24 protein-coding genes and 3 pseudogenes are annotated in these 23,479 nt (G+C 69.7%); 13 read left to right on the top strand and 14 right to left on the bottom strand.

Translation table 11 applies throughout. From position 1 onward, the window contains the following. Positions 1-21 precede the first annotated feature (21 nt). The 4 genes from ACFYRY_RS06980 to ACFYRY_RS06965 all read right to left on the bottom strand — a co-directional run bounded on the left by ACFYRY_RS06980 (position 22) and on the right by ACFYRY_RS06965 (position 4,340). Positions 22-1,512, bottom strand: coding sequence for an aldehyde dehydrogenase (locus ACFYRY_RS06980; RefSeq protein WP_389140853.1), 1,491 nt, complete (start codon positions 1,510-1,512; stop codon positions 22-24). 165 nt (positions 1,513-1,677) lie between these two features. Beyond that, positions 1,678-2,073 carry a nuclear transport factor 2 family protein gene (locus ACFYRY_RS06975; RefSeq protein ID WP_389140851.1) on the bottom strand — a complete coding sequence of 132 codons (396 nt, stop codon included), beginning with the start codon at positions 2,071-2,073 and terminating at the stop codon, positions 1,678-1,680. Then, positions 2,070-3,032 carry a PDR/VanB family oxidoreductase gene (locus ACFYRY_RS06970; RefSeq protein WP_389140849.1) on the bottom strand — a complete coding sequence of 321 codons (963 nt, stop codon included), beginning with the start codon at positions 3,030-3,032 and terminating at the stop codon, positions 2,070-2,072. Before ACFYRY_RS06970 ends, ACFYRY_RS06975 begins: the two co-directional genes overlap by 4 nt. Before the next feature lie 9 nt (positions 3,033-3,041). After that, complete coding sequence (locus ACFYRY_RS06965; RefSeq protein WP_389140847.1) at positions 3,042-4,340, bottom strand: Rieske 2Fe-2S domain-containing protein; 1,299 nt, start codon at positions 4,338-4,340, stop codon at positions 3,042-3,044. A gap of 292 nt (positions 4,341-4,632) precedes the next feature. Between ACFYRY_RS06965 and ACFYRY_RS06960 the strand changes: the two genes are divergently transcribed. Beyond that, positions 4,633-5,274 (top strand): TetR/AcrR family transcriptional regulator, encoded by a 642-nt coding sequence (locus ACFYRY_RS06960; RefSeq protein ID WP_389140845.1) that lies wholly within the window; start codon positions 4,633-4,635, stop codon positions 5,272-5,274. A 124-nt stretch (positions 5,275-5,398) separates the two neighbouring features. Further along, positions 5,399-5,821 carry a heme-binding protein gene (locus ACFYRY_RS06955; protein ID WP_389140843.1) on the top strand — a complete coding sequence of 141 codons (423 nt, stop codon included), beginning with the start codon at positions 5,399-5,401 and terminating at the stop codon, positions 5,819-5,821. Between the two features lie 179 nt (positions 5,822-6,000). Here ACFYRY_RS06955 and ACFYRY_RS06950 read toward each other — a convergent pair. Both ACFYRY_RS06950 and ACFYRY_RS06945 read right to left on the bottom strand, forming a co-directional pair. Next, positions 6,001-6,387, bottom strand: a pseudogene (locus tag ACFYRY_RS06950) (XdhC family protein); the annotation flags it as partial. Between the two features lie 311 nt (positions 6,388-6,698). After that, positions 6,699-7,355 carry an alpha/beta hydrolase gene (locus ACFYRY_RS06945; RefSeq protein ID WP_389140841.1) on the bottom strand — a complete coding sequence of 219 codons (657 nt, stop codon included), beginning with the start codon at positions 7,353-7,355 and terminating at the stop codon, positions 6,699-6,701. Between the two features lie 233 nt (positions 7,356-7,588). On the opposite strand from ACFYRY_RS06945, the gene ACFYRY_RS06940 reads away from it, so the two are divergent. Then, positions 7,589-7,747 carry a hypothetical protein gene (locus ACFYRY_RS06940; protein ID WP_389140839.1) on the top strand — a complete coding sequence of 53 codons (159 nt, stop codon included), beginning with the start codon at positions 7,589-7,591 and terminating at the stop codon, positions 7,745-7,747. A gap of 74 nt (positions 7,748-7,821) precedes the next feature. On the opposite strand, the gene ACFYRY_RS06935 is transcribed toward ACFYRY_RS06940, so the two are convergent. Then, positions 7,822-8,319: a MarR family winged helix-turn-helix transcriptional regulator gene (locus ACFYRY_RS06935; RefSeq protein ID WP_389140837.1), complete on the bottom strand. Its 498-nt coding sequence runs from the start codon at positions 8,317-8,319 to the stop codon at positions 7,822-7,824. A gap of 81 nt (positions 8,320-8,400) precedes the next feature. On the opposite strand from ACFYRY_RS06935, the gene ACFYRY_RS06930 reads away from it, so the two are divergent. From ACFYRY_RS06930 to ACFYRY_RS06920, 3 genes are all read left to right on the top strand, one after another. Further along, complete coding sequence (locus ACFYRY_RS06930; protein WP_389140835.1) at positions 8,401-8,526, top strand: NAD(P)-binding domain-containing protein; 126 nt, start codon at positions 8,401-8,403, stop codon at positions 8,524-8,526. A 108-nt stretch (positions 8,527-8,634) separates the two neighbouring features. Continuing rightward, on the top strand, positions 8,635-8,826 hold the full coding sequence (locus ACFYRY_RS06925) for a hypothetical protein (protein WP_389140833.1): 192 nt from the start codon (positions 8,635-8,637) through the stop codon (positions 8,824-8,826). Positions 8,827-8,937: 111 nt separating this feature from the next. Further along, a complete protein-coding gene (locus ACFYRY_RS06920; RefSeq protein WP_389140831.1) occupies positions 8,938-9,438 on the top strand; it encodes a VOC family protein in 501 nt (166 codons plus the stop codon). Positions 9,439-9,684: 246 nt separating this feature from the next. Here ACFYRY_RS06920 and ACFYRY_RS06915 read toward each other — a convergent pair whose 3' ends face one another. Further along, on the bottom strand, positions 9,685-10,566 hold the full coding sequence (locus ACFYRY_RS06915) for a LysR substrate-binding domain-containing protein (protein ID WP_389140829.1): 882 nt from the start codon (positions 10,564-10,566) through the stop codon (positions 9,685-9,687). A gap of 71 nt (positions 10,567-10,637) precedes the next feature. On the opposite strand from ACFYRY_RS06915, the pseudogene ACFYRY_RS06910 reads away from it, so the two are divergent. Continuing rightward, a pseudogene (locus ACFYRY_RS06910) lies at positions 10,638-11,405 on the top strand (thiolase family protein); the annotation flags it as partial. Positions 11,406-11,415: 10 nt separating this feature from the next. Then, positions 11,416-11,892, top strand: a pseudogene (locus ACFYRY_RS06905) (CoA-transferase); the annotation flags it as partial. Positions 11,893-12,204: 312 nt separating this feature from the next. On the opposite strand, the gene ACFYRY_RS06900 reads toward ACFYRY_RS06905, so the two are convergent. After that, complete coding sequence (locus ACFYRY_RS06900; protein ID WP_389140827.1) at positions 12,205-12,699, bottom strand: MarR family winged helix-turn-helix transcriptional regulator; 495 nt, start codon at positions 12,697-12,699, stop codon at positions 12,205-12,207. A gap of 150 nt (positions 12,700-12,849) precedes the next feature. Between ACFYRY_RS06900 and ACFYRY_RS06895 the strand changes: the two genes are divergently transcribed. The 4 genes from ACFYRY_RS06895 to ACFYRY_RS06880 all read left to right on the top strand — a co-directional run bounded on the left by ACFYRY_RS06895 (position 12,850) and on the right by ACFYRY_RS06880 (position 16,803). After that, positions 12,850-13,458 carry an NAD(P)-dependent oxidoreductase gene (locus ACFYRY_RS06895; RefSeq protein WP_389140825.1) on the top strand — a complete coding sequence of 203 codons (609 nt, stop codon included), beginning with the start codon at positions 12,850-12,852 and terminating at the stop codon, positions 13,456-13,458. A 59-nt stretch (positions 13,459-13,517) separates the two neighbouring features. After that, positions 13,518-13,958 (top strand): DUF6069 family protein, encoded by a 441-nt coding sequence (locus ACFYRY_RS06890; RefSeq protein ID WP_389140823.1) that lies wholly within the window; start codon positions 13,518-13,520, stop codon positions 13,956-13,958. A 1,079-nt stretch (positions 13,959-15,037) separates the two neighbouring features. Next, a complete protein-coding gene (locus ACFYRY_RS06885) occupies positions 15,038-15,505 on the top strand; it encodes a flavin reductase family protein (protein ID WP_389140821.1) in 468 nt (155 codons plus the stop codon). 83 nt (positions 15,506-15,588) lie between these two features. Further along, on the top strand, positions 15,589-16,803 hold the full coding sequence (locus ACFYRY_RS06880; protein ID WP_389140819.1) for an acyl-CoA dehydrogenase family protein: 1,215 nt from the start codon (positions 15,589-15,591) through the stop codon (positions 16,801-16,803). 314 nt (positions 16,804-17,117) lie between these two features. Here ACFYRY_RS06880 and ACFYRY_RS06875 read toward each other — a convergent pair whose 3' ends face one another. The 5 genes from ACFYRY_RS06875 to ACFYRY_RS06855 are packed head-to-tail and all read right to left on the bottom strand — an operon-like array spanning position 17,118 to position 21,707. Then, on the bottom strand, positions 17,118-18,128 hold the full coding sequence (locus ACFYRY_RS06875) for an alpha/beta hydrolase fold domain-containing protein (protein ID WP_389140817.1): 1,011 nt from the start codon (positions 18,126-18,128) through the stop codon (positions 17,118-17,120). Beyond that, the gene (locus tag ACFYRY_RS06870; RefSeq protein WP_389140815.1) at positions 18,118-18,516 is read right to left on the bottom strand and encodes a metal-sulfur cluster assembly factor; all 399 of its coding nucleotides are present in this window, start codon (positions 18,514-18,516) and stop codon (positions 18,118-18,120) included. Before ACFYRY_RS06870 ends, ACFYRY_RS06875 begins: the two co-directional genes overlap by 11 nt. Next, positions 18,513-19,589 (bottom strand): amidohydrolase family protein, encoded by a 1,077-nt coding sequence (locus tag ACFYRY_RS06865; protein ID WP_389140813.1) that lies wholly within the window; start codon positions 19,587-19,589, stop codon positions 18,513-18,515. Before ACFYRY_RS06865 ends, ACFYRY_RS06870 begins: the two co-directional genes overlap by 4 nt. A 37-nt stretch (positions 19,590-19,626) precedes the next feature. Then, the gene (locus ACFYRY_RS06860; RefSeq protein WP_389140811.1) at positions 19,627-20,049 is read right to left on the bottom strand and encodes a heme-binding protein; all 423 of its coding nucleotides are present in this window, start codon (positions 20,047-20,049) and stop codon (positions 19,627-19,629) included. Then, positions 20,046-21,707, bottom strand: coding sequence for a GMC family oxidoreductase (locus ACFYRY_RS06855; protein ID WP_389140809.1), 1,662 nt, complete (start codon positions 21,705-21,707; stop codon positions 20,046-20,048). The genes ACFYRY_RS06860 and ACFYRY_RS06855 overlap by 4 nt, the downstream gene beginning before the upstream one ends. Positions 21,708-22,174: 467 nt before the next feature. On the opposite strand from ACFYRY_RS06855, the gene ACFYRY_RS06850 reads away from it, so the two are divergent. Further along, positions 22,175-23,473 carry a Rieske 2Fe-2S domain-containing protein gene (locus ACFYRY_RS06850; protein WP_389140807.1) on the top strand — a complete coding sequence of 433 codons (1,299 nt, stop codon included), beginning with the start codon at positions 22,175-22,177 and terminating at the stop codon, positions 23,471-23,473. The last annotated feature ends 6 nt before the right edge of the window (positions 23,474-23,479 follow it).

Raw genomic sequence — 23,479 nt, 5'->3', positions numbered from 1 at the left:
CGATCGATCTCGTTGCGCAGGTCAGATGGGGTAGTGGCGGGATCCGGACTGGATGGTGATCCAGCGCAACTCCGTGAACTCCTCCAGCGCGGCGCGGGACCCGAACCGGCCCCAGCCGCTGGCGCCAACACCGCCGAACGGCATCTGGGGTTCGTCGTGGACAGTGGCGCCGTTGATGTGGCAGATGCCGGACCTGATCCGGCGGGCCACGTCGAGCGCGGCGGCCGCGTCCTTGCCGAAGACCGCGGCGGAGAGTCCGTACTCGGTGTCGTTGGCCACCGTGACGGCTTCGTCGGTCGAATCCACCTCGATGATCGAGACCACCGGTCCGAAGGTCTCCTCGGTGTAGATGCGCATGTCCGGCGTCACTCCGCGCAGCACGGTCGGTTGCACGAACAGGCCGTCGGCCATGCCGCCGGCCAGGATCTGGGCGCCCTTGGCGCGGGCGTCCTCGATCAACGCGACCACGTGGTCGCGGGCGGCGCCGTGGACCAGCGGACCGACCTGGGAGGTGGGGTCGCTCGGCGGCCCCACGACGAGCTTGGAGGCACGCTCGGCCAGGCGGGAGGAGAGCTCGTCGGCGACGGTTCTGTCGACGATGACGCGCTCGGTCGACATACAGATCTCGCCCTGGTTCATGAAGGCACCGAAGCTCGCCGCCGCGGCCGCCTCCTCCAGATCAGCGTCGGGGAGCACCAGGAAGGGCGCCTTGCCGCCGAGTTCGAGCACGACACGGGTGAGGTGGCGACCGCCGAGTTCGCCGATGATACGGCCGACCCGGCTCGATCCGGTGAAGTTCACGCGCGTGACGGCGCGGTGGGCGATCAGCGCCTCGACGACGCCCGGACCGTCCTCGGGCGCGTTGCTGATGAGGTTGACCGCGCCGGCGGGCACGCCGGCGTCGTGCAGCACCTGGACGATGGCGGCCTGGGTGAGCGGTGTCTGCTCGGAGGACTTCAGCACCACGGTGTTGCCCCACACCAGCGGCCACACGATGGAACGTACGCCGAGGATCAGCGGCGCGTTCCACGGTGCGATGCCGACGACGACGCCGACCGGCTGACGTACGCCGAGGGCGGTGAGGCCGGGCACGTCCGACGGGATGACCTCGCCGACGGCCGCGTACGCCTGGGCCGCCGCCTCGACGAGCATGCCCTTCGCGACGTGCACGTTGAAGCCGCACCAGGGGAGGGTGGCGCCCATCTCGCGGCTCATCGTGGCGACGATGTCGTCGGTGCGCTCGCCGAGCAGGACGGCCGCACGCTCCAGAACCGACCGGCGGGCGGCCGGCGGGAGGCTCGACCACTCTGTAAGGGCGGCAGCCGCGGCGTTCACCGCGAGGTCGACGTCCTCGACGGAGGCCGCGGCGACCCGTGCGATCGGTTCGCCGGTCAGGGCCTCGGTCGTCTCGAAGTAGCGGCCGTCCTTGGCCGCGACGTGCTCGCCCGCGATGAAGAGGTCACTGGTGCGGACGGCGCCTGACGTGGGTGCCTCGATCTCAGTGGTTGACATGTGTTGCCCTACCTTCACGACAGCGGCGATCGCCATGAACCATGTGTGGCGATCGCCGTACCAACCATGTATGTCGAACTTTCCTCGCCCGGCGGCATGCCCTGAACCCTCTTGTCCGTTCATCGAACAGTGGTGTAGGAGGCATGCGACCGGCTCAGCGGGGCCTCAGACCGGCGGGAAACGCCTGCCCATGACCATGTGCGCCAGGCGCCAGCCCTCGTCGGTCTCCTCCCAGACCTTCGTCACCGTCTCCTGCATCGGGAACGGCGCGATGCTCTCGTCCAGGACGGTGTACATCTCGTGGAAACACGTGGTGATCGCGGTGTTGCCACGCACCGTGATGGCGAGTTCCGTGGCCTTCGCGGAGACGGAGCGGCGGCGGGTCACATGGAAGTGGGCCCAGGTCTCCCGGTCGTCGACTTTCCCGACCGGGCCGTGGACGACGCGGCTGTCCTCGAGCATGAGGGGAATCAGTGCCTTCTCGCCCTCGACGAGAGCGGCGAGCCATGCGGCCTCTGCCTGTTCGATCGCCTGGACGGCGGTGGTGTGTGTGGTGGTCATAGGTCCAACTCCAGAATCGGTGAGCGTGCTCGCGACGAGCACGTGGTGAACATCCCGTCGGCGCGCTCGCGGTCGGTCAGGATGTCGTCGCGGTGGTCGGGTTCTCCGGCGAGCACGCGGACGATGCACTCACCGCAGATCCCCTGCTGACATGAGTAAGGCGCGTCGACGCCACCCGCGAGCAGGGCGTCGAGGACGCTCTCGCCGTCCTTGACCTCGAACTCGCCGCCGGACTTGGCCAGCCGCACCCTGAACGTCGCTCCAGCCGTGTGCGCGGCGACGTCCTCCACGGGTGCGAAGCGCTCCTTGTGGATCGCTTCGGCAGGCCATCCCGCTTCGAGTGCGGAGGAGATCACGAAGTCCATGAAGCCCCCGGGGCCACAGACGTAGACCGCCGTCTCGGGGTCGGGCCGGCCGAGGTCGGCGGCGACGCTGAATCGCTGGGCGTCCGGGCCGTCGTCGAAGTGAAGCCGAACGCGGGAATTGTGCTCCAGCTCGTCGAGGAACGCGGCATCCGCCCTGCTTCGAGCGCAGTAGTGCAACTCGTACTCCGCGCCACTGGCTTCGAGCGCGTGCGCCATGGCCAGCAGGGGTGTGACGCCGATACCGCCGGCCACCAGCAGATGGCGACGTGCCTCGTCCGACACGCCGAACCTGTTGCGCGGGCGGGATATCCGCAGACGGTCGCCCTTGCTGAGCCGGTGCATCCCCAGCGAGCCGCCGCGCGACTCCGTCTCGGCCAGCACCGCCAGCCGGTATCGGGTGAGCTCGTGCGGCGGCCCGCACAGGGAGTACTGGCGGACCAGCCCGGCGCCTCCGTCCACCATGACGTCGACATGGGCGCCGGCGGCGAACTCAGGGAGTTCGGAGCCGTCGGGACTGACCAGGTCGAGTACCACGATCCGGGCAGTCGCGTCGCGTCGGCCGATCACGATGGTGTCGAGCCATTCGTTGCTCATGGTTCCCGCTCAGATGCCGGCGGTGGCCGGGGTGTCGGTGGTGTCGTCCGCCGAGCGCTTCTTGCCGAGGGTGAAGAGGCCGGTCTCGACGTGGTGGACCTCCGACGCGTCGCGGATGATGTTGATCGGGTCGCGCCCCGCCTCGACATCGTCGGCCATCGTCAGAAGCATGCGCCGCAGCATGACAACGCCGCGGTCCCCGGTGGCCAGGGTCTCCTCGGAGTCCAGGGTGATCGCTCCCTGCGAGCCCTGGGCCTCCGTGTCTCCCGGGAACTTCTGGCGCTCCTCGTCGGTGAGCTCGTGGTTCTGCCTGCCGTCCTGCGTGATGCCGATGACGAAGCGGACCATGCGCTCGGGGTCGTTCGTGCGGATCGAGAAGAACAGCCGGTGGCTGGTGTCGTCGGAGGGCACGACCCACAGCAACTGGTCCGCCCGCTCGTCGGGGGCGATCTTCACGTAGTCCGGCAGGCCGAAAACGTTGGGCAGGTGCTGGTCGACCGCGAAGCCGTACTCGGTGACCTCGCCGTCCTCGCCCTCGACCTCGAACCGCTGGGTGTACTTCACGCCGTGGTCGGTGCGCCCGTACGTAAGGCGTTCGGCGATGGTGGCCGGGTCGAAGAAGTTCTCGGGGTAGCCGAAGGTGCCGGTGCCCAGCATCTGGTATCCGCTGTGCGTGGAGTGGAGCCAGGTGACGTGCGTCGGGTCAGCGGAGTTCTCGTAGATGTTGAGCCAGCTGAAATCCGCCGGCATGCCGAGGACCGCGGCGTGCGGCACCGGCCAGCTGGCGAAGTACCTCTCGTCCTCGGCGGGGTTCTCCATCGCGTCGTAGCGAGGGAGTTCGGGCTTGCGCTCGGGCGGGCCCATGTAGACGAAGACCAGGCCGTAGCGCTCCTCGACGGGGTACCACGGCTGACGGGCGGCGTCGCGCCTGCGTCCCAGACCCGGCTCGCACGCCTGCTCGATGCAGTGACCCTGCACGTCGAACTTCCAGCCGTGGTAACAGCAGCGGATGCCGTCGTCCTCGACGCGGCCGTAGAAGAGGCTGGCGCCTCGGTGGGTGCAGCGCTCGATCACGACACCGGGGTTGCCCTGTCCGTCCCGGAACACGACCAGGTCCTCGCCCAGGACGCGGGTCTTCTGCGGCAGCGCGCCTGCGATCAGAGTTTCCGAGCTGGCGACCGGATGCCAGTAGCGGCGCAGCGCCTCGCCCATGGGGGTACCGGGCCCCACCTCGCGGAGGCGGGCGTTGTACGAAGGCTTCGGGCGGCCGTAGGCCGTGCCGGTGTCGACCTCTGAAGTGGTGGTCATCGTTCGTCTCCCGTGCGGCTCGGGTGCACAGCAGATGGAGCATGCAGGGCTACGGGGGAGCACCTGCGAGGGCACCGTCGTGCGCGACCTCGAATAGGATTGTTAATTCACATTCGCATTTAACGTGCGAGTGTGTCAAGGGTCACGTTCAGGTGCTCGTAGGCGGAAGGTGTGACCGGTCGGCGGCGGCCAAGTGAGGTCGGAGGGCGCTTGGGTGCACCGCTGGTGGCGTCCGGCGGCGGCGCGTACGGAGGCCGCTGGAGGGGATGTTGGCGCCGTATACGCTGGTGCGGTGAGTACCGAACCCTCGCTCGATCTACCTCCGGCGCAGCAGGCGCGTAGCCGGCTGACTCAGCAGCGGATCCTGGAGGCAGGCACGGCCCTGCTCGAAGAGGGCGGCACCGAAGCGCTCACCGTCGCGGCCGTCGCCGCCCGGGCGGGCGTCTCGGTGGGCAGCGTCTATCGGCGGTTCGGCGACAAGGACCGCCTGATGGCAGCCTTGCAGCGCGACATGATCGACCAGTTCCGCGACGACATCATCCGCCGCTTCCCTCCGCTGCGCACGGATCCCGCCGCGCTGGTCGCCTCCGCGGTCGCCGGACTCACCGAGACGTACCAAGCGCACCAGCGCCTGATGCGCGTCTTCCTGGCCGCGGGCGCCACCGATTCCGCGGTGGCCCGGGTCGGCTCCGAGGCCGCCATTGACGCCGCTCGAGTCTTTCGGCAGTTCCTGGAGCCGATGGTGCAGATGATCGACGCGCCGGAGCCGGAGGTGCGCGTGGACGTCGTCTATCGCTTGATCTACGGGACCTGTCAGAACCGCGTTCTGTACGGCGAACTGTTCGAGTCCGACCAGTCGCTGACGTGGCGTCAGCTCACCGACGAGCTGGTGAATGTCGCCTGTCTGTACCTGCTCGGGATGCCGGCGCAGTGAGCGCCGGACCGCAAGATGTGAATGCGATCCCCGCTTCACATTCATGTCTGGCGGCTGCATACTGAGCGGACTTCACGGAAGGCGGCCGGTCGACCTTCCGGTCGGCAAGGGAAGGAACCGCTCCATGCGAGAGCCGCTCAGCTACGAGATCGCGCACGGCGCCGCACTCGCCGCGCTGGAAGCGGGGAGGGCCGAGGGGCACCAGGTGTGCGCTGTCGTGGTCAACCGAAGTGGTGTCACGAAGGTCCTCCTCAGCGACGACGGCGTGGGACTCCTCGGCGTGGAGACCGCTCGACGTAAGGCCTACACCTCGGCCGTGAGCGGTGTCCCGACGGCAAAGTTCGCGGCCTTCGCGGCATCCCCGCAGATGCAGGTGGCACCTCCCCACCTGCTTGACTCCAACCTTCTGCCTGTCGCCGGCGGCGTGCCGATCGTGACGGCCGACGGGGAGGTCATCGGCGCCATCGGCATAGGCGGGGCGGACGACACCACGGACGACCGCATCGCGCAGCAGGCTCGTGATTCCGTCGCGAAGATCGTCGCGTAAGTTCTTGTCGCGCAGGGCTGCCTCCTGGTCGGTACGGCGAAAGTATGGAGGGCCGCTGCCGCCGTTGCGACCCGTGCGGTGTGGGCTGACTTCCGGGCGCCGGCCAGTGTGCGTGATCTCGCGTCGCGCGCCTGTCTCTTGCGGGAAGCGGCCCTGGGCCGATGAGGTGAGGCTGCCGCCTACGCGGACAGGTGAGCCGGAGTCCCCGCTCTTTGAACCAGCTCACCTCCGCCGATGACAAGGTCCTCGCGCTGGTCGGCGTGTCCGGAGCGCGTCGGTCCGTGAATCGGCCCTGCCGAACGGGCCAGGGGCTGCCCCGATCCCCCTCGAAGGCCGGCGACGATTTCGGCGGCGATGCTGATGGCGGTCTCCTCGGGCGTGCGTGCGCCGAGGTCCAGGCCGATGGGGCTGGAGAGACGGGCCAGTTCCTCCTCGGTCAGTCCCGCGTTCCGCAGCCGGGCCATCCGGTCGTCGTGGGTACGACGCGAGCCCATCGCCCCGACGTACCCGACTTCGGGCAATCGCAGTGCCACCTCCAGGAGTGGTACGTCGAACCTGGGCTTGTGAAGACCTCGTCCAGGTACCGGTTGCCCCCTGGCCGGGGACGCCGACGGCGCGGCGCGTTGACGTACTGCCGCCCGAACTTGGCGCACCAGCGGTGTGACCGTCTCCTACGAGACGGTCACACCGCGCTTCGGGATCACTTCCTCGGCTTCCCCGAACGACAGCGGGGAGCGTGGTACAGCCACTCGCAGTGGGAGATTGCCCAGACCGGGTACCGCTGCCCCTTGTGCGACGACAGTGCGTCCGCCATGGACAGCCTCCTCAGCCCGACCAACTTGATCATCCCGCGAGTCAGTCAACGTGACAGTGCCCTTCACGTTCCTGACGGCGACCCCCCGGCGCTGTGTGTGGGGAGCGCGGCGAGGAAGTCGCGGATGTCCGCCACTTCCTTCGCGTTGATGCCGTGACCGAGGCCCGGGTAGGTGTGCTCATGCAGGACTGCCCCGGACTGCTCGCGGAGCCAGGTCCCGGTGCGTGCGACGAGATCGGCCGGGATCACCTGGTCCTCGGTGTCGCGCCCCCAGAAGACAGGGAGACCGCCGAGTCGGCCGGGCTCCTCCGGGAGGGCCGCGTCCCAGGGCAGGGTGCCGGAGAGCAGGACGGCGGCGGAGAACTCCCCGGGGCGTGCGAGTATCAGACCGCCGGCCATGACCATGCCGCCCGAGAAGCCGAGCACGGTGACGGAGGAATGCTGCGGTTGCACAGTGTGGAGCCAGTCGAAGAGCCGGCGGGCGGTGTCGGCGATCGAGTCCGGAAGCGGCCGTCCGATGCCGCGATTGGCGAACCAGGCGTAGCCGCCGCCTGCCGGGATGGGCGCTCGGACGGAGGCGACGGTCGTCCCGGCAGGCAGTTGCGGTGCCAGGTCGGCGAAGGACCGCTCGTCGGCGCCCCAGCCGTGGAGGGCTAGGACCAGGGGTGTTCCGGCGCGTTCCGTCTCGGCGGCGGACCAGTGGACTACGGGACCGGGCACGGGGCCTTCTCTCGATGAGGTATGGAACTTGAATGACCTGGGATCGGGGTGCAGAGCGCTCTTCCGGTGCTGACCGCACCTCTCTCCAAGCCGACGGGTGGGCGTGGAGGGTGCGGCGCCGGCCGCCTACGTTTCTGGTGCTGGAGGCCCCCCGCGCGGGGCAACCGCTTGATCTGCAGTGTCCAGAGCTGGGCGACATGGTTGTGCAGGAGGGGTGGCGGCATGGTGTCGTCATGATCGACTCCGTCGAGCTGGCAGTGCGTCACCAGACCAGGCGGCAGGGGTGCCTGTACACGCTGGTACTGACGAAGGCCTATGAGCTGTTCACCGAACAGACGGTCCGCAGTCCCGCGGCGGACCTGGGATCGCTGATGTCGCCGCGGAATGGATGAGCTGACGCTTCCGGGCAGGTACGACCCGGCTGGCGTGCGCGGTCACGGCCACTCGCACTCGCGAGGGCGAGCGGCTAGTCGGGCGAGTCGTGCAACTGGTTCGTGTCGGCCCGGCCGGCATCGGGGTCGAGCCTGTGCAGGATGGCTTGGGTGATGTCAGCGAGTTGGATGACCTGGTCGGGTGTGAGCGCGTCGATCACGTGGTCTCGTACGAAGGTCACGTGGCCCGGGGCGGCCTGTTGCACTTTTTGCCAGCCGGCCTCGGTGAGGCGGGCGTTGGTGGCGCGCCGGTCCGTCGGGCAGGGAACGCGATCGAGCAGGCCGCGGCCTTCCAGACGCTGTACCACGTGGGAGAGTCGGGCGAGGGTGGCAGTGGTGCTCTGGGCGAGCTTGGCCATCCGCATCGTCCGCTGGGGCGCCTCGGAGAGCAGGGCCAGTACGTAGTAGTCGAAGTGCGTCAGTTGAGCGTCGCGTCGCAGTTGGCTGTCCAGGGCCGTCGGTAGCAACTCCAGTACGGCGGCCAGCCGTACCCATGCCGCCACTTGTTCCCGGGTGAGCCATCGCGTGTCCACGCGGCACAGTATGTCACCAATATAGTTGTTGCTACAACCATGCTGATGTGCCATGGTTGTAGCTGCAACCTCTGGGGCCGCATGACGCATATCAGCATCATCGGCACGGGGAACATGGGTCAGGCCCTTGCCGACCTGGCCGGCAAGGGCGGCAACGTGGTGCGCAGTCGGCCTGCAATGTCGTCGTCGACATCACGAACCTGCTGACCTTCGAGACCTTCGGCTCACTGGCCGTCCCGGCCGAGAGCTCGGCCGCCGCCGAGTTGCTTCGCCGGCACGCTGGCCACCGGCACGGTCGGCGGGCAGCCGACCACCGTGCTGCTCGCCGGCGACGACGCGGACGCCAAGGCGCTGCTCGTCGGCGTGATCATGGCCGCCGGGCTGCGCGCCGTGGACGCGGGCGGCCTCAAGCGGGCTCGGGAGCTGGAGGCACTCGGCTTCCTGCAACTCACCCTCGCCGCCGGCGCGAAGACCTCGTGGACCGGCGGATTCATCCTGGCTCAGTGACACCACGGCTCGGGGGACGTGGGGTCGGCGACGCTGCCTGCCGCACATCCCCGAGCGACCCGGGGCCATCCAGCAACGCTTTCCTGAGCATTCACGACAAGGAGAATCCCGATGAGCATCGGTCCGGTGCGACTCAACCATGCCGTTCTGTTCGTCGCCGATGTGGCGCGATCTGAGCGGTTCTACACCAAGGTCTTCGGCATGGACGTCGCCGCGCGTGAGCCCCGGGGCCGGGCCGTGTTTCTGCGGTTGCCGCGCTCCGTCAACGATCACGATCTCGGCCTCATGGGCGTCGGCCCGTCCGCGCCGCCCAAGCGGCGCGGCGGGATCGGGCTCTACCACCTGGCCTGGCAGGTCGACACCATCGAGGACCTCCAGCGCGCCCGCGAAGTACTGGCCGAGGCCGGCGCGTACACCGGAGAGTCCAGCCACGGGGGCACAACCAAGAGCGTCTACGGCGCCGACCCCGACGGCAACGAATTCGAGATCATGTGGATGCTCCCGCGCGAGCAGTGGGCCGCGTACGCGACCGCCGTGCCCATCGAACCCCTGGACCTGGCAGCCGAGACCAGCCGCTGGAGTGGCGTACAAACCGCCGGCGACATCCACTGACCGACACCCTCGGCCGACACGACTGACTGAGCGTTTGGTCCGGTGCTTTGTGTGTGGCCCCAGGCCGGAGGGCTGCATCAAGGATGGTCCTCCCATGAGCACCGCCGACATCGACCTCGACGCGCTGCCTCCGCACACCCTCGTCGCCGAGAGTGGCCAAGTGAGGTTGAGCCACGATCCGCAGGCTCCGGTCTCACCCTCGACCCCGCGGCCCACGCCGCACCGTGTCCGGCGTCGGTGGACGTCTCAGAACATCGCCTGGATGATTCCCACGGTGCGCCCCAGGTGCGGCTCGGAGCGGTCCGCGCGGTGGGCCACGGCAAGCTCCACGCGTGCGTCGGCTCCGGTCAGCGGTCGGTAGACCACACCGTCGAGGGCCAGCGCGGTCACGGGCTCGGGTACGACGGCGACGCCGAGGCCGCCGGCCACGAGCGTGACCAGCGTCGAGGTCTCGCCGACCTCGTGGCGGATGTGCGGCTCGACGCCCGCGTCGCGCAGGAGGCCGAGCACGACGTCGTACATCACTGAACGGCGGTCGGCGGAGTGCACGATCAGATCGGCGCCGGCCAGGTCCGCTGCCCGCAGCCGCTTCCGGCGGGCGAGCGGGTGGTCGACGGGTACGGCGACGACGAGCCGGTCCCGGCGCAGGCTGTGCACGGTGAGGGAGAGGTCGGCGGCCACAGGGCGCAGCAGCGCGACGTCGATCGCGCCGGTGCGCAGCGCCTCGACCTGGTCGGGCGCGAGCATCTCGCCCCGGAAGGAGAAGTCGACGCCGGGAAGCTCTTCCGTGAGTCGCCGCGAGAGCGCGGGCAGCAGGCTGTACGTCGCCGAGCCCACGCAGCCGATCGCGAGGTGGCCCACCGAGCCGGCGGCGACGAGCCGGGCGTGATGGCCGGCCGCGTCGACGTCGGCGAGGATCCCGCGCGCCCGCTCCAGGTAGGCCCGGCCGGCCTCGGTGAGGTCGACACGGCGTGTGGTGCGGTGGAGCAGTTGTACGCCGAGCTCGGTTTCCAGCTGGCGGATCTGCGTGGAGAGCGGCGGCTGGGCCATGTGGAGTCGCTCCGCAGCACGACCGAAATGCCGCTCCTCGGCCACCGCCACGAAGTACCGCAGCTGACGCAGATCCATATGCCTTCCATATCAATCAGTCTCGATATACGTACTTCAGAATATCGCGGCCCGCCATTAGCGTCGCTGCCATGAGTGCTTTCCTCTACTCCGCCACCCGCACGCCGTTCGGGCGCTTCAACGGCGCGCTGGCCGGGCTCCGGCCCGACGACCTCGCCGCCGCCGCGATCACCTCGACGCTCGCCCGGGTGCCGGGCCTCGACCCCGCCGCGATCGACGACGTGGTGTGGGGCAACGCCAACGGCGCCGGTGAGGAGAACCGCAACGTCGGCCGTATGGCGGCGCTGCTCGCAGGGCTGCCGGTGAGCGTGCCCGGTACCACGGTCAACCGGCTGTGCGGATCGAGCCTCGACGCGGCGATGATCGCGAGCCGCACGATCGAATCCGGCGACGCCGAGGTGGTACTGACCGGCGGCGTGGAGTCGATGACACGTGCGCCGTGGGTGCTGCCGAAGTCGGCGAAGCCGTTCCCGGCCGGCGATGTCACCGCCGTGTCGACCACGCTCGGCTGGCGGCTGGTCAACCCGCGGATGCCGAAGGAGTGGACGGTCAGCCTCGGCGAGTCCAACGAGCAGCTCCGGGAGCGCTTCGGGATCTCCCGCGAGCGCCAGGACGAGTTCGCCGCCCGCTCCCACCGACTCGCCCACGCGGCATGGGAGTCGGGCTTCTACGACGATCTGGTGGTGCCGGTCGGAGGCGTCGACCTGACCTGTGACGAGGGCATCCGCGCCGGATCCACGCCGGAGGTGCTGGCGGGACTCAAGCCGGTCTTCCGTACGGCGGAGCAGGGCGGCACCATCACCGCGGGCAACGCCAGCCCGCTCAACGACGGCGCTTCGCGGTTGGCGGGGCCCGAAGGCCGAGGGTGACGCGGTCGACCCCGACCTGACCAACGCCGGCAAGGTCCCGGTGACCGAACGGCCGGGGGCGGCCTACTTCCACCACGCCGACTCCTTCGCCATGATGCGCGGCGGACACCTCGACGTCTGCGTCCTGGGGGCCTACCAGGTCGCCTTCGGCGGAGACCTGGCCAACTGGACCACCGGCAGGCCCGAGGACATCCCCGCCGTGGGCGGCGCCATGGACCTCGCCATCGGCGCCAAGGACGTCTACGTGATGATGACGCTCTTCACCCGCTCCGGTGAGCCGAAGCTCGTGCCGCAGTGCGCCTACCCGCTCACCGGCGCCGGCTGCGTTAGCCGCGTCTACACCGACCACGGCGTATTCGACGTCGGCCCCGAAGGCGCACGGATACGCGAGACGTACGGAATCAGCGCGGACGAACTGGCGGAACGACTCGGCACCACGCTGCCCTGGAGCTCCTGACACGCTCGTGTGGAAGTGTCCCGGTCCAGCTCGTCCAAGTTCGCTGGTCCGGCGAAGGCTGTGAGCACGAGGTCGTGGGTAACGGCCACCGGCGGCCATGATGCGACGAGTCGGCCTTGTGCATGAACAGTGACAGCAGTCGTACATCTCCTCGGGCGGCGTGGTCGCCCGAGAGCGTTAGACACGCGCGATCGGCACGGCACCCGGCCATGTGGGCCGACATGCCCGGGTGTCGCTGCAGGAGGCGCTCCGGCGGAGTTGCTGAGGCCGGACAGCCGAGCCCAAGGGGGGATGTCCCGCCGACGAGGAGTCTCAGCCGCGGTCACCGTCGCAGGGGTCGGCGGCGATGGTGTGCAGGATGCGCCGGCCGATGTGGCCGAGTTGTTTGACCTGCGCCTTGGTCAGTGGGTCGAACACCAGGCGGCGTACTTCCGCGACGTGGCCGGGAGCAGTGCTGACGATCTTCTCGTACCCCTCGTCGGTCAGGGTGGCCAGGGTGTAGCGGCCGTCGGCCGGATCGGGGCGCCGCTGGGCATACCCCTTCCGTTCGAGCCGGGCCACGACCTGGGACAGACGAGAGAGCGACCCCTCGGCGTACGCGGCGAGCGCGCTCATGCGCAGTTCCCGCTGCGGCGCTTCCGACAGCGCTGCCATCACCCCGTACTCGAAGTGCGTCAGCCCTTCGTCTCGCAGCTGCGCGTCGAGCGCGTGTTCCAGGCGCCGCATGATGCCGACCAGTCCGAGCCAGGCGTGGCGCTCCTCTTCGTCGAGCCAGCGGGGTGCCTCGTCGGCGGGGGTGTTCGTCATGCCCCCCAATGTACCGAACGCTTAACGCTTGAAGTAAGTTCAGCCCACCTTTGCTTGAAGCTTGAAGTCATAGCCGCTATTTTTGAGTTAATGCTTTAAGTGACTGCCCGGGGGTTCCGAGCAGCGTCCAAGCCTTGAGGAGTCCCCCCCATGAAGCTGCTTGTACTCGGCGCCACCGGTGCCACCGGGCGTCTCGTCGTCGATCAGGCGCTGGCCGCGGGCCACACCGTCCGCGCGCTTGTCCGCTCGCCCGAGAAGCTGGATGCTCAGCCCGGCCTCGACGTGGTTGCCGGGCAGGCCACCGACGCCGATGACGTCACGCAGGCCATGTCGGGCGTTGGCGCGGTGATCAGCACGCTCGGCGCCACCGGCGGATCCGTCATCACGGACGCCACGCGGGCCGTCATCTCCGGAGCCGGCGCCACCGGTGTCAGTCGGTTCGTGGAGATGTCCTCCTTCGCCGTGCTGCGCGAGCGCCTGAGCGGACCCGCCAAGTTCATGTCCAGCACGGCCATGGGCGCCATGGTCAAGGACAAGGCAGCCGCCGAGGACGCGCTGCGCGCCAGCGACCTCGACTACACCCTCGTCCACGCCGTCCGCCTCACCAACGGCCCCGCCACCGGCGTCACCAAGCTGTTGCCCGAGTCGGCCACCCTGCGCATGGCGGACACCATCAGTCGCGCCGACGTCGCCACCTGGATGCTCACCGCGCTCACCGACACCACCACCAGCCGTCGCTCCGTCGTGATAGCCGGCTGACCCCACCCGCTTCCCCGCCCGTCCCTCCCGCCCGTCCCTATTCGATCCGGAGAAACACCATGAGCCACCAGCTCGCCGCCCACCCGGCCCGCCCCAGCGGCCTCGTCATCGCCGGCGGTCTGATCGGCACCGCTGCCGTCGCCATCGCCGTCAACGCTGTCGTCGCCGTGATAGCCCACGCCGCCGGCGCCTCGGACGACTTCCAGCCCCTCCAACTCTCCGCCTACGCCCCCCTCACCGTCTTCGGCGTCCTGATCGCCGCTGCCGCCTGGGCGATCATCCGCGCGCGCTCCGCCCGCCCGGACCGGCTGCTGCGCACCCTCGTGCCCGTCATCCTGATCGTCAGCCTGATCCCGGACATCATGGTCGGCGCCTCCGACAGCCGGCCCGGGACCAGCTGGGGCGCGGTCATCGCCTTGATGGTCATGCACGTCGTTGTCGCAGCCGTCGCCGTCCCCGCTTTCCGGCGTTTCCTGCCCCTCCCCGTCACCCGGGACTGACCCTCCGCGCCGCCGCGGCCCCGTGCTCCTTACGTGCTGGCAGACCCTTGAGTACGCCGACGGCGGGCTTGCGGCAGTGGTGTCTCCCGCACGCGAGTGCGGCGGCCCGTGAAGGGACCGCTGCGTGGGCTCGCCGTCAGACCGGCCCTGGCCCGCTCGCGACCCACCTACGTACCTACCTACCGAGAAAGCCAATCATGGCGATCATCACCGTGTTCGGTGCGACCGGTTACGCCGGCGGCCACATCTGACACCGACGCGGACTGGTTCTACCTCAGTCCGGCCGCCCAGTTCGGCGCTCAGGCCCCCGGCGAGCGCACCGGCACCTAGCGCGTCGGTGGTGACGTGCTGCTCTCCGACGCCGAGGGCAAGTCCTCCATCTCCGGTGCCGACTACGCCATCGCACTCCTCGACGAGATCGACACGCCTGCCCACCACCGGACACGGTTCAGCGTCGGCTACTGAGGAGGGCGGGAGCCCTGCAACCCGGCTCCCCTGGCGTGCCCTTCGCCGTGGACCCGGCGTCCGAGCGACCGCGGGCCGAGTCGGTCGAACGAGGCCTCGCAGACGCGCCGCATACGTGGAGTTCGCCACGCATGCGGCGTCTGGCGTGCCGTCGGACACCGCCCGGCGCAGGCGGCAACAGGCCTGCTCCGCAGGCGTCGGGACATGGGCATTGTTCGTCGCGAAAATCACTGTCATCCACCGCGTCAGGTGTACGCGGGTGCCCGGGCGGCTCGAACTGCGCGTCGCGTTGCGGCTCCCGGCCGTCATCGGCCCGGACGCAGGCTCTCCTTCACCAGCTACGTAAGCCGGTCGCCCGGCGAGGCGTTGGTCCGTAAGGGCAATCGACGGCGAACGATTTGGTGAGTTCGGGCAAGCAGGCAGGTGGGCACCTTCGGTTCCATGAAGACATCGTTTCGACGATGTTGACTGGAGACGCTGCCGATGTCCGAGACAAGTGGCCGTGATCGAATACGCAACCACGGCGCGCTGACCGCCGGATCCTCTCTGGAGCCGGGGCTGTCGTCCGAGGCTTTCCGCGGGCGTTCCGCAATCACCGGGGCGGGGTCGCGGTCGTGACCGCCGATGCCGGCCGAGGCCCGGTCGCGCTGACGGCGACATCGGTGACATCGGTGAGCGCGACGCCACCTCTGCTCGTGTTCTCGGTGTCGGTCCTCTCCTCGGCGACGCCGACGATCCTGGAGTCGTCGTCCATGGTCGTGCACCTGCTGGGCGCCGACCAGGTCGACCTCGCGCGTCTTTGCGCGACGAGCGGAGCGGACCGCTTCGCGGACACCGGCTCCTGGGCCCGGCTGGTGACCGGCGAGCCGTACTTCGTCGCGGCCCCGGTGAGCATCCGCGGCACCATCGCGGCCACCTTCACGGCGGGAGCCTCGACGCTCGTCGTCGTCAACGCCACCCACGCGCACTACGCGTCCCCGGACATCGCCGCCCGTAGTGACGCGCCGCGCCCGCTCGTCTACCACAACCGGACCTGGCATCAGCTGAGCGAGCAGTCCCAGGTGATGCCGGGCGCGCAATGACGCGATCGCAGCCCCATGCCGCTCCGTCCACCCGGCCGGAGCCCGAAGGCAGGCGGACATCTGCCCCAAAGGAAGCCCACATCATGACGATCAACGCGGTCATCCCCACGGAAGCGGCAGCCGACGAAGCAACCACCCGCGAGAAGCTGGTGCGCACGGCACATGACCTGATCCCCCTCCTGCGCGACAACGCGGAACGCACGGAGCGCGATCGCCGCCTCACGGACGAGGTGACCGACGCGGTGCGATCCGCCGGTCTCTTCCAGGTCTGCACACCGCGTGCGTCAGGGGGGTTCGGCGGCGGTCTGCGCACCATGGTGGACGTCACCGCCGAACTCTCCCGTGGCGATGGCTCCACGGGCTGGGTCGCGTTCATCGCGAACACCACCGCCTTCACCTTCGGACTGTTCCCCGACGACGTGCGAGCCGCCGTCTATACCGATCCCCAGAGTGTGGCGATCAGCCAGTTCACACCGGTCGCAGCGGCAACCGAGGTGGACGGTGGGTACCGGCTCACCGGAAAGTGGCCGTTCGCATCGGGCAGCCACCAGGCACAGTGGACGGTGACCGCCTTCAGGGTGCTGGACGACGCCGGCCAGCTGCGGGAGGTCCGCTTCGCCCTCGTGTCCGCGGCCGATCTCACGATCGAGGACACCTGGTACGTCGCGGGGATGGCCGGCACCGGCAGCAACACCTACGTCGCGGACGACCTGTACGTGCCGCGTGAGTTCACGCTCGATCTGGAGACCTTCGCAGGACGGAAGTTCGCGACCTGGCTCCCGGAGGAGCCCATCTACCGGGCTCCGATCGGCACTCTCGCCTCTCTGGGCATCGTGGGACCGCTCATGGGAATGGCCGAAGGAGCGTGGGATCTGGTGCTGGACTCGATGAAGTCAGGCCGGCCGATCACGGCCGCATACAGCGACATCCGTGACGCTCCCGGTTACCGCCTCGCTCTCGCCGACGCGCGCACGGCGATCGACACGGGACGCTTCCACCTGCTCCGGGCCGCCGACGCCATCGACAGCGCGGCCCACGAGGGCCGGATTCTCAGCCTCGCTGAGCGAGGGAACCTTCGCGGTGCCGCCGCCGTTGCCACACGGAGCTTCCGCAACGCCGTCGACCTGCTCCTCGACATCGGGGGCACCCGCAGCTTCGCGCTGTCCAACCCGCTTCAGCGGGTGTGGCGCGACCTCGAAGTCGCCAGCCGCCACGGCCTGAACAACACCCTGATGAACCGGGAGGAGTACGCACTCAGCCTGCTCGGAATGGACCAGGCGTTCCCCGACTCCCTCTGAACCGGGAAAGCCGACGACGACACCATCGCGTGGTCGAGGCCCTCGGTGAGCGACGGGCACCGCTCATTTCGACCTCGCCTGCGCCCCCTTCGGGTAGATCGGCTGCGGCACGGGCGTCCATCATTGCGTCGGCCTGCACGTGGCCCGCTTGGAGGCCGAGGCGCTGCTGACCGCGCCGCGTCGGGTGCGTCGAACTCGTCGGCACACCGCACCACCACCCCGACAACACCCTGCCCAACTGGGCCCTGCCTGTGCGCGTCCGCAGGGCGCGACGGAACAGATCGCGGCGCATGTCGTCGTACCGCCGTGATGTGTCAGGTGTTCCAGGGGTCCGCTCGCAGGTGGCGGTCGAAGAAGCGCTCGATCAGTGCGGGGGTCAGCTGCACGGAGCTCTCGGCGTCCGGGGAGTGTGAGGAGCGCACCGTGGCTGTCATGGGGTTCAGTTCCCAGGCGCCGGTGTTGAGGAGGCCGTGGTCGGCGCCGTGCACCAGCAGCAGATGGGACTCGGCGCCCGCGGCGACCAGGTTGTCGTGGAGGCGGCGGCTCTGGGCCGGGCCGATGAGCAGGTCGGCGTCGCCGTGCAGGAGGAGCACGGGCGGGGCCCCCGGGTGGGCCTGCCGGACCGGGCTGGCCTCGATCGCGGCGGCGGCCCGGTCCGACGGCCGGCCGCCCAGCAGACCCCACGCCGGATCGGAGGGATCCACGCCCAGCATTCCACCGGGCAGCGCGTCCTCGTTGAGCCGGAGCAGATCGGTCGGGGGATAGCCCGCCACCACCGCGCGTACGCCGGGGGCCGCGGGGGTGCCGTCGGCGTCGGTGGCGAAGGCCGTGAGCAGTGCGAGGTGCGCGCCGGACGAGCTGCCCCACAGCCCGATCGACGCCGGGTCGAGGTTGTGGGTGTCCGCGAGGTCGTGCAGGTGGTCCAACGCGGCCTGGACGTCGTGCAGTTGCGCGGGCCAGACGGCGGCCTCGGAGGAGCGGTACTCGATGTCCGCCATGGCGTATCCGCGTTCGGCGAAGAGCCGGGGCAAGCGGGGCCCGTAGCCCCGGCGTTGATGGCGCCAGCCGCCCCCGGCCAGCCACACGATCACGGGGGTGGATGCCGTCGCGCCCGTCGGCAGGTACAGATCCATTCGCAGGTCCGCGTCCGGTGCCGCGCCGTATGCGATGTCGCGCACCACCCGGACGGGGGTCGGGTCGACGCTCTCGGGCGGGAGCGGTGCCTGGCTGAGCCCTTCCATGAAGCGGCCCATGACGGCGGCGTTGTTCGCCGTGACGGCCGTCAGGTCCACGGTGTGCGGTTGCTGTCGGGTCTCACTGGTCACCGGTGGGTCCTGTCCTGGTCATGGCGAGAAGGGGGAGGGTACGACGCTTGTGCGCACGGTGTTCGTCGAGCCGTTGCCGGTAGTGCGGTGCGAGCCTGTCCGGCGTCCAGTCGAAGTCGTCCGCCAGCCGTACGTCCACCGCGGACACACCGGTCAGAGCCGTGAGCCGGATCCGGGCCTCGGTCGCGAACGAGCCGATGAGCACACAGCTCGGCTCGGTCACGCCGACGGTGACCGCGATGCGCTGACCGCCGACGCCGTCGTCCTGCACGTGAATGTCACCGACGAGTCCCATGTCGTCGAGTCCGGCGGGGACTCCCGCGGTGATGCTGCACGGATCGAGGATCTCGTTGAGCGCCGCGCGGACCTGGGTTTCCGTGACCGTCATCGGGCACCGGCCAACGCGTCGTCGACCGGGGCGACCCGTCCGCCCCACGGCTTCTGGAGTTCGGTGGTGTCGAACTCGTCGCCGCGGATGCGCGCGCGGAGGGCCTTCTCGTCGATGCCGTGCATCCGCAGGAAGTTACGGCCGAGGATGTCGGCTTTGATCTCCTTGGTGAGCTCGGGCAGCCCGTACTCCTCGATCAGGTCACGCGGCATCTCGAAGTTCCAGAAGGCCTCGATCGCCGGCCGGGGGTGGACGGCGTCGCAGCCGGTCGCCCAGATGATGCGCTCGGCGGCACCGGCCTGGAGGAAGGCGCCCATCGCCTGGGCGAAGCGGCGGGGCGCGTAGACCGCCATGAACGACGTGGCCTCCAGGTTGACCCATATGTTGCGGAAGGACTCCAGCTGAAGGGCCGTCTCCTCGACGAAGGCCATGCCTCCGTGGACGACTTCGAAGGTGAGGTCGGGGAAGGCCAGCGCGGCGGCTTCCACGTCGCTCATCCCGAGGGCGGAGGTCGGCCCGGGCCCCACGGGGAGGGCCTTGTGGATGGCCACGACCTTCAGGCCGTGCTGCCGGGCCCGCTCGAACAGGGGGAAGCAGATCTCCGGGTCACCCATGTCCAGCGCGGTCACCCGGCCCTCGACGACGTCGATCGGATAGAGCTTGAGGGCGTTGACCCGGTGTTTTTCCACCAGCTCGTCCACCCGGTCCAGGGCGCCGGGGCGCAGCGGGGACACCGCGCCGTAGATCAGCACGCGCTCCGGCCACTTCTCGCGCATCTCCAGGCCGAAGCTCAGCGCCGAGCCCCCGTCCCGGAAGTGGCCGTAGATGGGCGTCTCGTGGTAGGCGATCACGTCGGTCTGGCTCTCCGCGAGCAGGGCCCGGCCGATGATGTCCGCGCCCGCGCCCTGCATGTAGGTGGAGCGTTCGAGGGTGTATTCGGGGCCGCTGACCCGCTTGTGCAGGCCGTAGAGGTGCTCGCCGATGGCTGCCCCGATGTGCGGGTTGACGCAGTTCTCGGGCCGGAAGTTGTAGTTGTGGGCCACGCCCTCGACGACGAGGAAGTCCTCGATCATGGTCGTTCTCCTTTGGTGTCACGGGTGGCAGAGGCGCTCACGCGATCAGGTCCTTCACGCTGTCCAGGGCGCGGGAGGCGAGCCGTTCGTCGGTCTCGCCGTCGGCTCCGCCGACGCCGACGGCACCGATGACCTCGCCGTCGTCCACGGTGATGGGCACCCCGCCAGGCACCGGCAGGAGTTGCGCGTCGACGAGGTGCACGGGCGCGACCGCCATCGCGGGTGACGCGGCGAAAGCGGCGAACGTCGAGGTCGGCACGCCGGTGACGGCGGCGGTGTAGGCCTTGCGGCGCGCGGTCTCGATCCCGATGGGGCCGACTCCGTCGTCGCTGAGCAGCACCTTGGTGATGCCGCTGCGGTTGACGACCGCCACGCAGATCCGCGCCCCCTCGGCCCGGGCCGCCTCCAGCGCGGCCTCGGCCGCCCCGTACGCGATGGCGTACGACAGCGGTTCCCTCATCCCGCGGTCCTCTCATGGAGCGGGGCGCCGGAGGCTGCCGGGATCCCGCGGATCAGGTCCGAGGCCTTCTCCGCCACGGCGATGACGGTGGCGTTGATGTTCGCGCCGGGCACGGTCGGCAGCACCGACGCGTCGACGACACGCAGCCCGTCGATGCCGCGCACCCGCAGCTCGGGGTCGACGACCGCGGTCTCGGAGGTGCCGATGGCGCACGTGCCGCAGGCGTGGTTGGCGGAATAACCGGTCTCGCGCAGATAACGCTCGAAGTCGGCGTCGGTGCGCACGTCGGGGCCCGGTGCGAGCTCCACCCTGATCATCGGGGAGACCTCAGAGCTGCGCAGGAGGGCCAGCGTGGTGCGCACGGTCTCGCGCAGCGCGGCGACGTCCTCCGGCTCGGTGAGCAGGTTGAACGTGATCCGCGGCGGGGCGGCCGGATCGGCGGAGCCAAGCCGGACCTCACCGCGGCTGCGCGGGGTCGCGACGGCGTTGAGGGCCACGCAGTGCCGGTTCTTCAGCGGCCGGATGCCGGGGAACCACGGCCGGGCGTCGAAACCGCCGCCCAGGATGCCGAGGAACCCGTCGGGACGGTCCAGGTCGGGGCGGGTGCGAATGTACGCGGAGAGGAACTCGGGCATCCCGGCCAGCGGACCGTTCCCCCTGAGGAACCAGCGGAGCGCGCCCACCGCCGCGCGGTCGGCGCGCAGGTGCTCGTGGAAGGTCACCGGATCCTTGACGTCGAACAGCACGGGAGCCGCCGGGTGGTCCTGGAGGTTGGCGCCGACGCCGGCCAGGTCCGCCACCGGTTCGATGCCGTGCTCGCGCAGGTGACCCGCCGGTCCGATGCCCGAACGCATCAGCAGCTGCGGCGAGTTGTAGACACCCGCGCAGACCACGACCTCGCGGGCCGCCCGGATCACCCGGCTCTGTCCGCCCTTCACGACACGGACGCCCGTCACGCGTCCCTTGTCGAGCACGAGCGTGTCCACCAGCACCCCGGTGAGCAGGGTGAGGTTGGGCCGCTGCCGCAGAATGGGGCGCAGGTAGGCGGCGGCGGTGCTGTGCCGTCGCCCGCGGTGGATGGCGTTCTCGACCTGGCCTGCTCCGGTGGGGTCCCCGCTCTGGGTGTCGTCGGGGAACTCGATGCCCAGCGATCGGGCGGCGCGGTCCAGACGGCGGCCGAAAGGACCTCGCCGGACCGTGGTCGACACGGTGACGGGGCCGTACCCGCCGTGGTGCTCGGTGTCCCCGCGCCAACTGCTCTCCGAGCGGCGGAAGTACGGCAGCAGGTCGTCCCAACCCCAGCCCGTCGCACCGGACTTGACCCAGTCGTCGTAGTCGAGGCGATGCGCACGGACATGGGTCGAGCCGTTGATCGATCCGGTGCCGCCGACCAGTCGGCCACGCGGGACCGGGATACGCCTGCCGTCCAGGCCCGGCTCGGGCTCCGACTCATAACCCCAGCTGATGTCCTTGCGTCCCGACAGCAGCCCGACCCCGAGGGGCAGCTGAACGAGCAGGCCGCGGTCCGCGGGCGGGCCGGCCTCGATCAGCAGCACCCGTGTCCCGGTGTCCGCGGACAGGCGCGCGGCGAGGACGCAGCCGGCCGTACCCGCGCCGACGACGACGTAGTCGTACTCGGTGCTGTGCCCGGCGTTCATACGGAGGGTCCTGCGGTGGGTCCGGACATCTCGTCTCCTTCGGCTCTGGAGCGAACGCGCGCTGGAGGAGCTGCGGAAAATCGCGGGGAGGCGGTCGCCGGCTCGGCACGTTCTCAGGTGTTGTCGCGAGGTGTGGCGGAGTCCGTGAGCGGGTCGTCACCTCGGTGCCGGGTCACCGTAACAAGGGCGTCCGGCGATCCGACAGGGGTCTGCAAGTAATTCATCAAAGCAGGTCGGAGCCATTGACAGTTTTTCATCAGAGCCGTACAACGGCATGACCGCCTCATGGGCACACACCGCTCGCCGTGCCCGTCCGTCCCTGTCCGAGCGTGCCGGAAGAGCCGCCGCACGATCGTGCCGTGACACCTCGCGACAGCGCGAAGAAGCCCCGACCGCGGGCTGTCCGACCCGTCAAACGGCGCTCGTCCACGCGTCCCCACTGCCTCAACGCCGAGGAGATGGTCCACATGACCGACACGACCGTGCCCGACACGGGAACCGGCTACGGCCGTAAGCCCTCCTCCCACGACGCCCGCCTGACCGAGGTCGGCCCCGGGACTCCGATGGGCGAGGCGCTGCGCCGCCACTGGCAGCCGGTCGCCAGCTCCACCGCCCTGACCAGCGACGTTCCGCACCGAGTGCGTCTGCTGGGGGAGAACCTGATCGTCTTCCGGGACGGACAGGGCCGCCCCGGCGTCGTCTTCGAGCGGTGCGCGCACCGAGGCAGCAGCCTCTTCTACGGCCGCGTCGAGGAGGACGGCATCCGCTGCTGTTACCACGGCTGGAAGTTCGACGTGCAGGGCCACTGCCTGGACCAGGCCTGCGAACTCGACGGCGGCAAGCGCCGCAATCTCGCACGTCAGCCGTGGTATCCGGTGGAGGAGGCCTACGGCCTGGTCTTCGTCTACATGGGCCCGCCCGAGCTCAAGCCCCCGCTGCCGCGCTACGACAGCCTCGAACCCCTGGGCGAGGGCGAGAGCTACCACACCAGCTGGATGGTGCCCGGCGCCGAGGTCATCGGCCTGGAGCAGGACTACAACTGGCTCCAGCTGTTCGAGAACGCAGTCGACCCCGTGCACGCGGCGTGGCTGCACTCCAACCACAGCGGTTTCCAGTTCCAGGGCACCGGCACGACCGGCTTCCCCGAGCACTACTACGACCATCGCACCGCCGCCGAGCGCACCACATACCACCGAACCGACAACGGCGTGCGGTACATCTGGCGCTACGAGGACACCAAGGGCGACGGCGGCGCACCCGTCGACCTGGAGTGGTCCGTGGAGTGCATGCTGCCCAACATCATCGCCCTGCCCGACTTCATCCGCTCGACCCCCGACGTCCGCAACGACATGCTGATCTGGGTCGTCCCCGCCGACGACACACACCACCGGCTGGTCTTCTCCATCCGCTCCGCCGACCCCGAGCGGGCCACGTCCTTCATGTTCGGCATCAAGCAGAACGGCAAGGACGGCTGGCAGCTGAGCGAGGAGGAGAAGCAGCGCTTCCCCGGCGACTACGAGGCCCAGTGGTCGCAGGGCCCGATCACCCAGCACTCCGAGGAGACCCTGGCGCCGTCCGACAAGGGCGTCGTCATGCTCCGGCGCATGCTGCGCACGATGCTGGACGACGTCGAGGCCGGACGCACCCCGCTCGGCGTCGCCGCCCCCGGCGAGCCGGTCCGCCGCGTGGAAGCAGGCCTCTCCACCCGGCCGAAGGACTCCACGGGAACGGACCGGGCGGCAGTGCCCACGGCGGCAGGGGCGTGACTGAAG

Origin of the sequence: Streptomyces sp. NPDC005263 (genome assembly GCF_042872365.1) — a bacterium.
Taxonomy (GTDB): Bacteria; Actinomycetota; Actinomycetes; order Streptomycetales; family Streptomycetaceae; genus Streptomyces.
The sequence above is the reverse complement of the archived record's forward strand: the minus strand, read 5'-3'. Positions and strand labels throughout refer to the sequence as shown.

Bases quoted from the DNA above. Each gene is read 5' to 3' on its own strand.
- ACFYRY_RS06980 (WP_389140853.1), bottom strand. From the start codon at position 1,512: ATGTCAACCACTGAGATCGAGGCACCCACGTCAGGCGCCGTCCGCACC.
- ACFYRY_RS06975 (WP_389140851.1), bottom strand. From the start codon at position 2,073: ATGACCACCACACACACCACCGCCGTCCAGGCGATCGAACAGGCAGAG.
- ACFYRY_RS06970 (WP_389140849.1), bottom strand. From the start codon at position 3,032: ATGAGCAACGAATGGCTCGACACCATCGTGATCGGCCGACGCGACGCG.
- ACFYRY_RS06965 (WP_389140847.1), bottom strand. From the start codon at position 4,340: ATGACCACCACTTCAGAGGTCGACACCGGCACGGCCTACGGCCGCCCG.
- ACFYRY_RS06955 (WP_389140843.1), top strand. From the start codon at position 5,399: ATGCGAGAGCCGCTCAGCTACGAGATCGCGCACGGCGCCGCACTCGCC.
- ACFYRY_RS06940 (WP_389140839.1), top strand. From the start codon at position 7,589: ATGATCGACTCCGTCGAGCTGGCAGTGCGTCACCAGACCAGGCGGCAG.
- ACFYRY_RS06930 (WP_389140835.1), top strand. From the start codon at position 8,401: ATGACGCATATCAGCATCATCGGCACGGGGAACATGGGTCAGGCCCTT.
- ACFYRY_RS06920 (WP_389140831.1), top strand. From the start codon at position 8,938: ATGAGCATCGGTCCGGTGCGACTCAACCATGCCGTTCTGTTCGTCGCC.
- ACFYRY_RS06915 (WP_389140829.1), bottom strand. From the start codon at position 10,566: ATGGATCTGCGTCAGCTGCGGTACTTCGTGGCGGTGGCCGAGGAGCGG.
- ACFYRY_RS06900 (WP_389140827.1), bottom strand. From the start codon at position 12,699: ATGACGAACACCCCCGCCGACGAGGCACCCCGCTGGCTCGACGAAGAG.
- ACFYRY_RS06895 (WP_389140825.1), top strand. From the start codon at position 12,850: ATGAAGCTGCTTGTACTCGGCGCCACCGGTGCCACCGGGCGTCTCGTC.
- ACFYRY_RS06890 (WP_389140823.1), top strand. From the start codon at position 13,518: ATGAGCCACCAGCTCGCCGCCCACCCGGCCCGCCCCAGCGGCCTCGTC.
- ACFYRY_RS06880 (WP_389140819.1), top strand. From the start codon at position 15,589: ATGACGATCAACGCGGTCATCCCCACGGAAGCGGCAGCCGACGAAGCA.
- ACFYRY_RS06870 (WP_389140815.1), bottom strand. From the start codon at position 18,516: ATGACGGTCACGGAAACCCAGGTCCGCGCGGCGCTCAACGAGATCCTC.
- ACFYRY_RS06865 (WP_389140813.1), bottom strand. From the start codon at position 19,589: ATGATCGAGGACTTCCTCGTCGTCGAGGGCGTGGCCCACAACTACAAC.
- ACFYRY_RS06860 (WP_389140811.1), bottom strand. From the start codon at position 20,049: ATGAGGGAACCGCTGTCGTACGCCATCGCGTACGGGGCGGCCGAGGCC.
- ACFYRY_RS06855 (WP_389140809.1), bottom strand. From the start codon at position 21,707: ATGAACGCCGGGCACAGCACCGAGTACGACTACGTCGTCGTCGGCGCG.
- ACFYRY_RS06850 (WP_389140807.1), top strand. From the start codon at position 22,175: ATGACCGACACGACCGTGCCCGACACGGGAACCGGCTACGGCCGTAAG.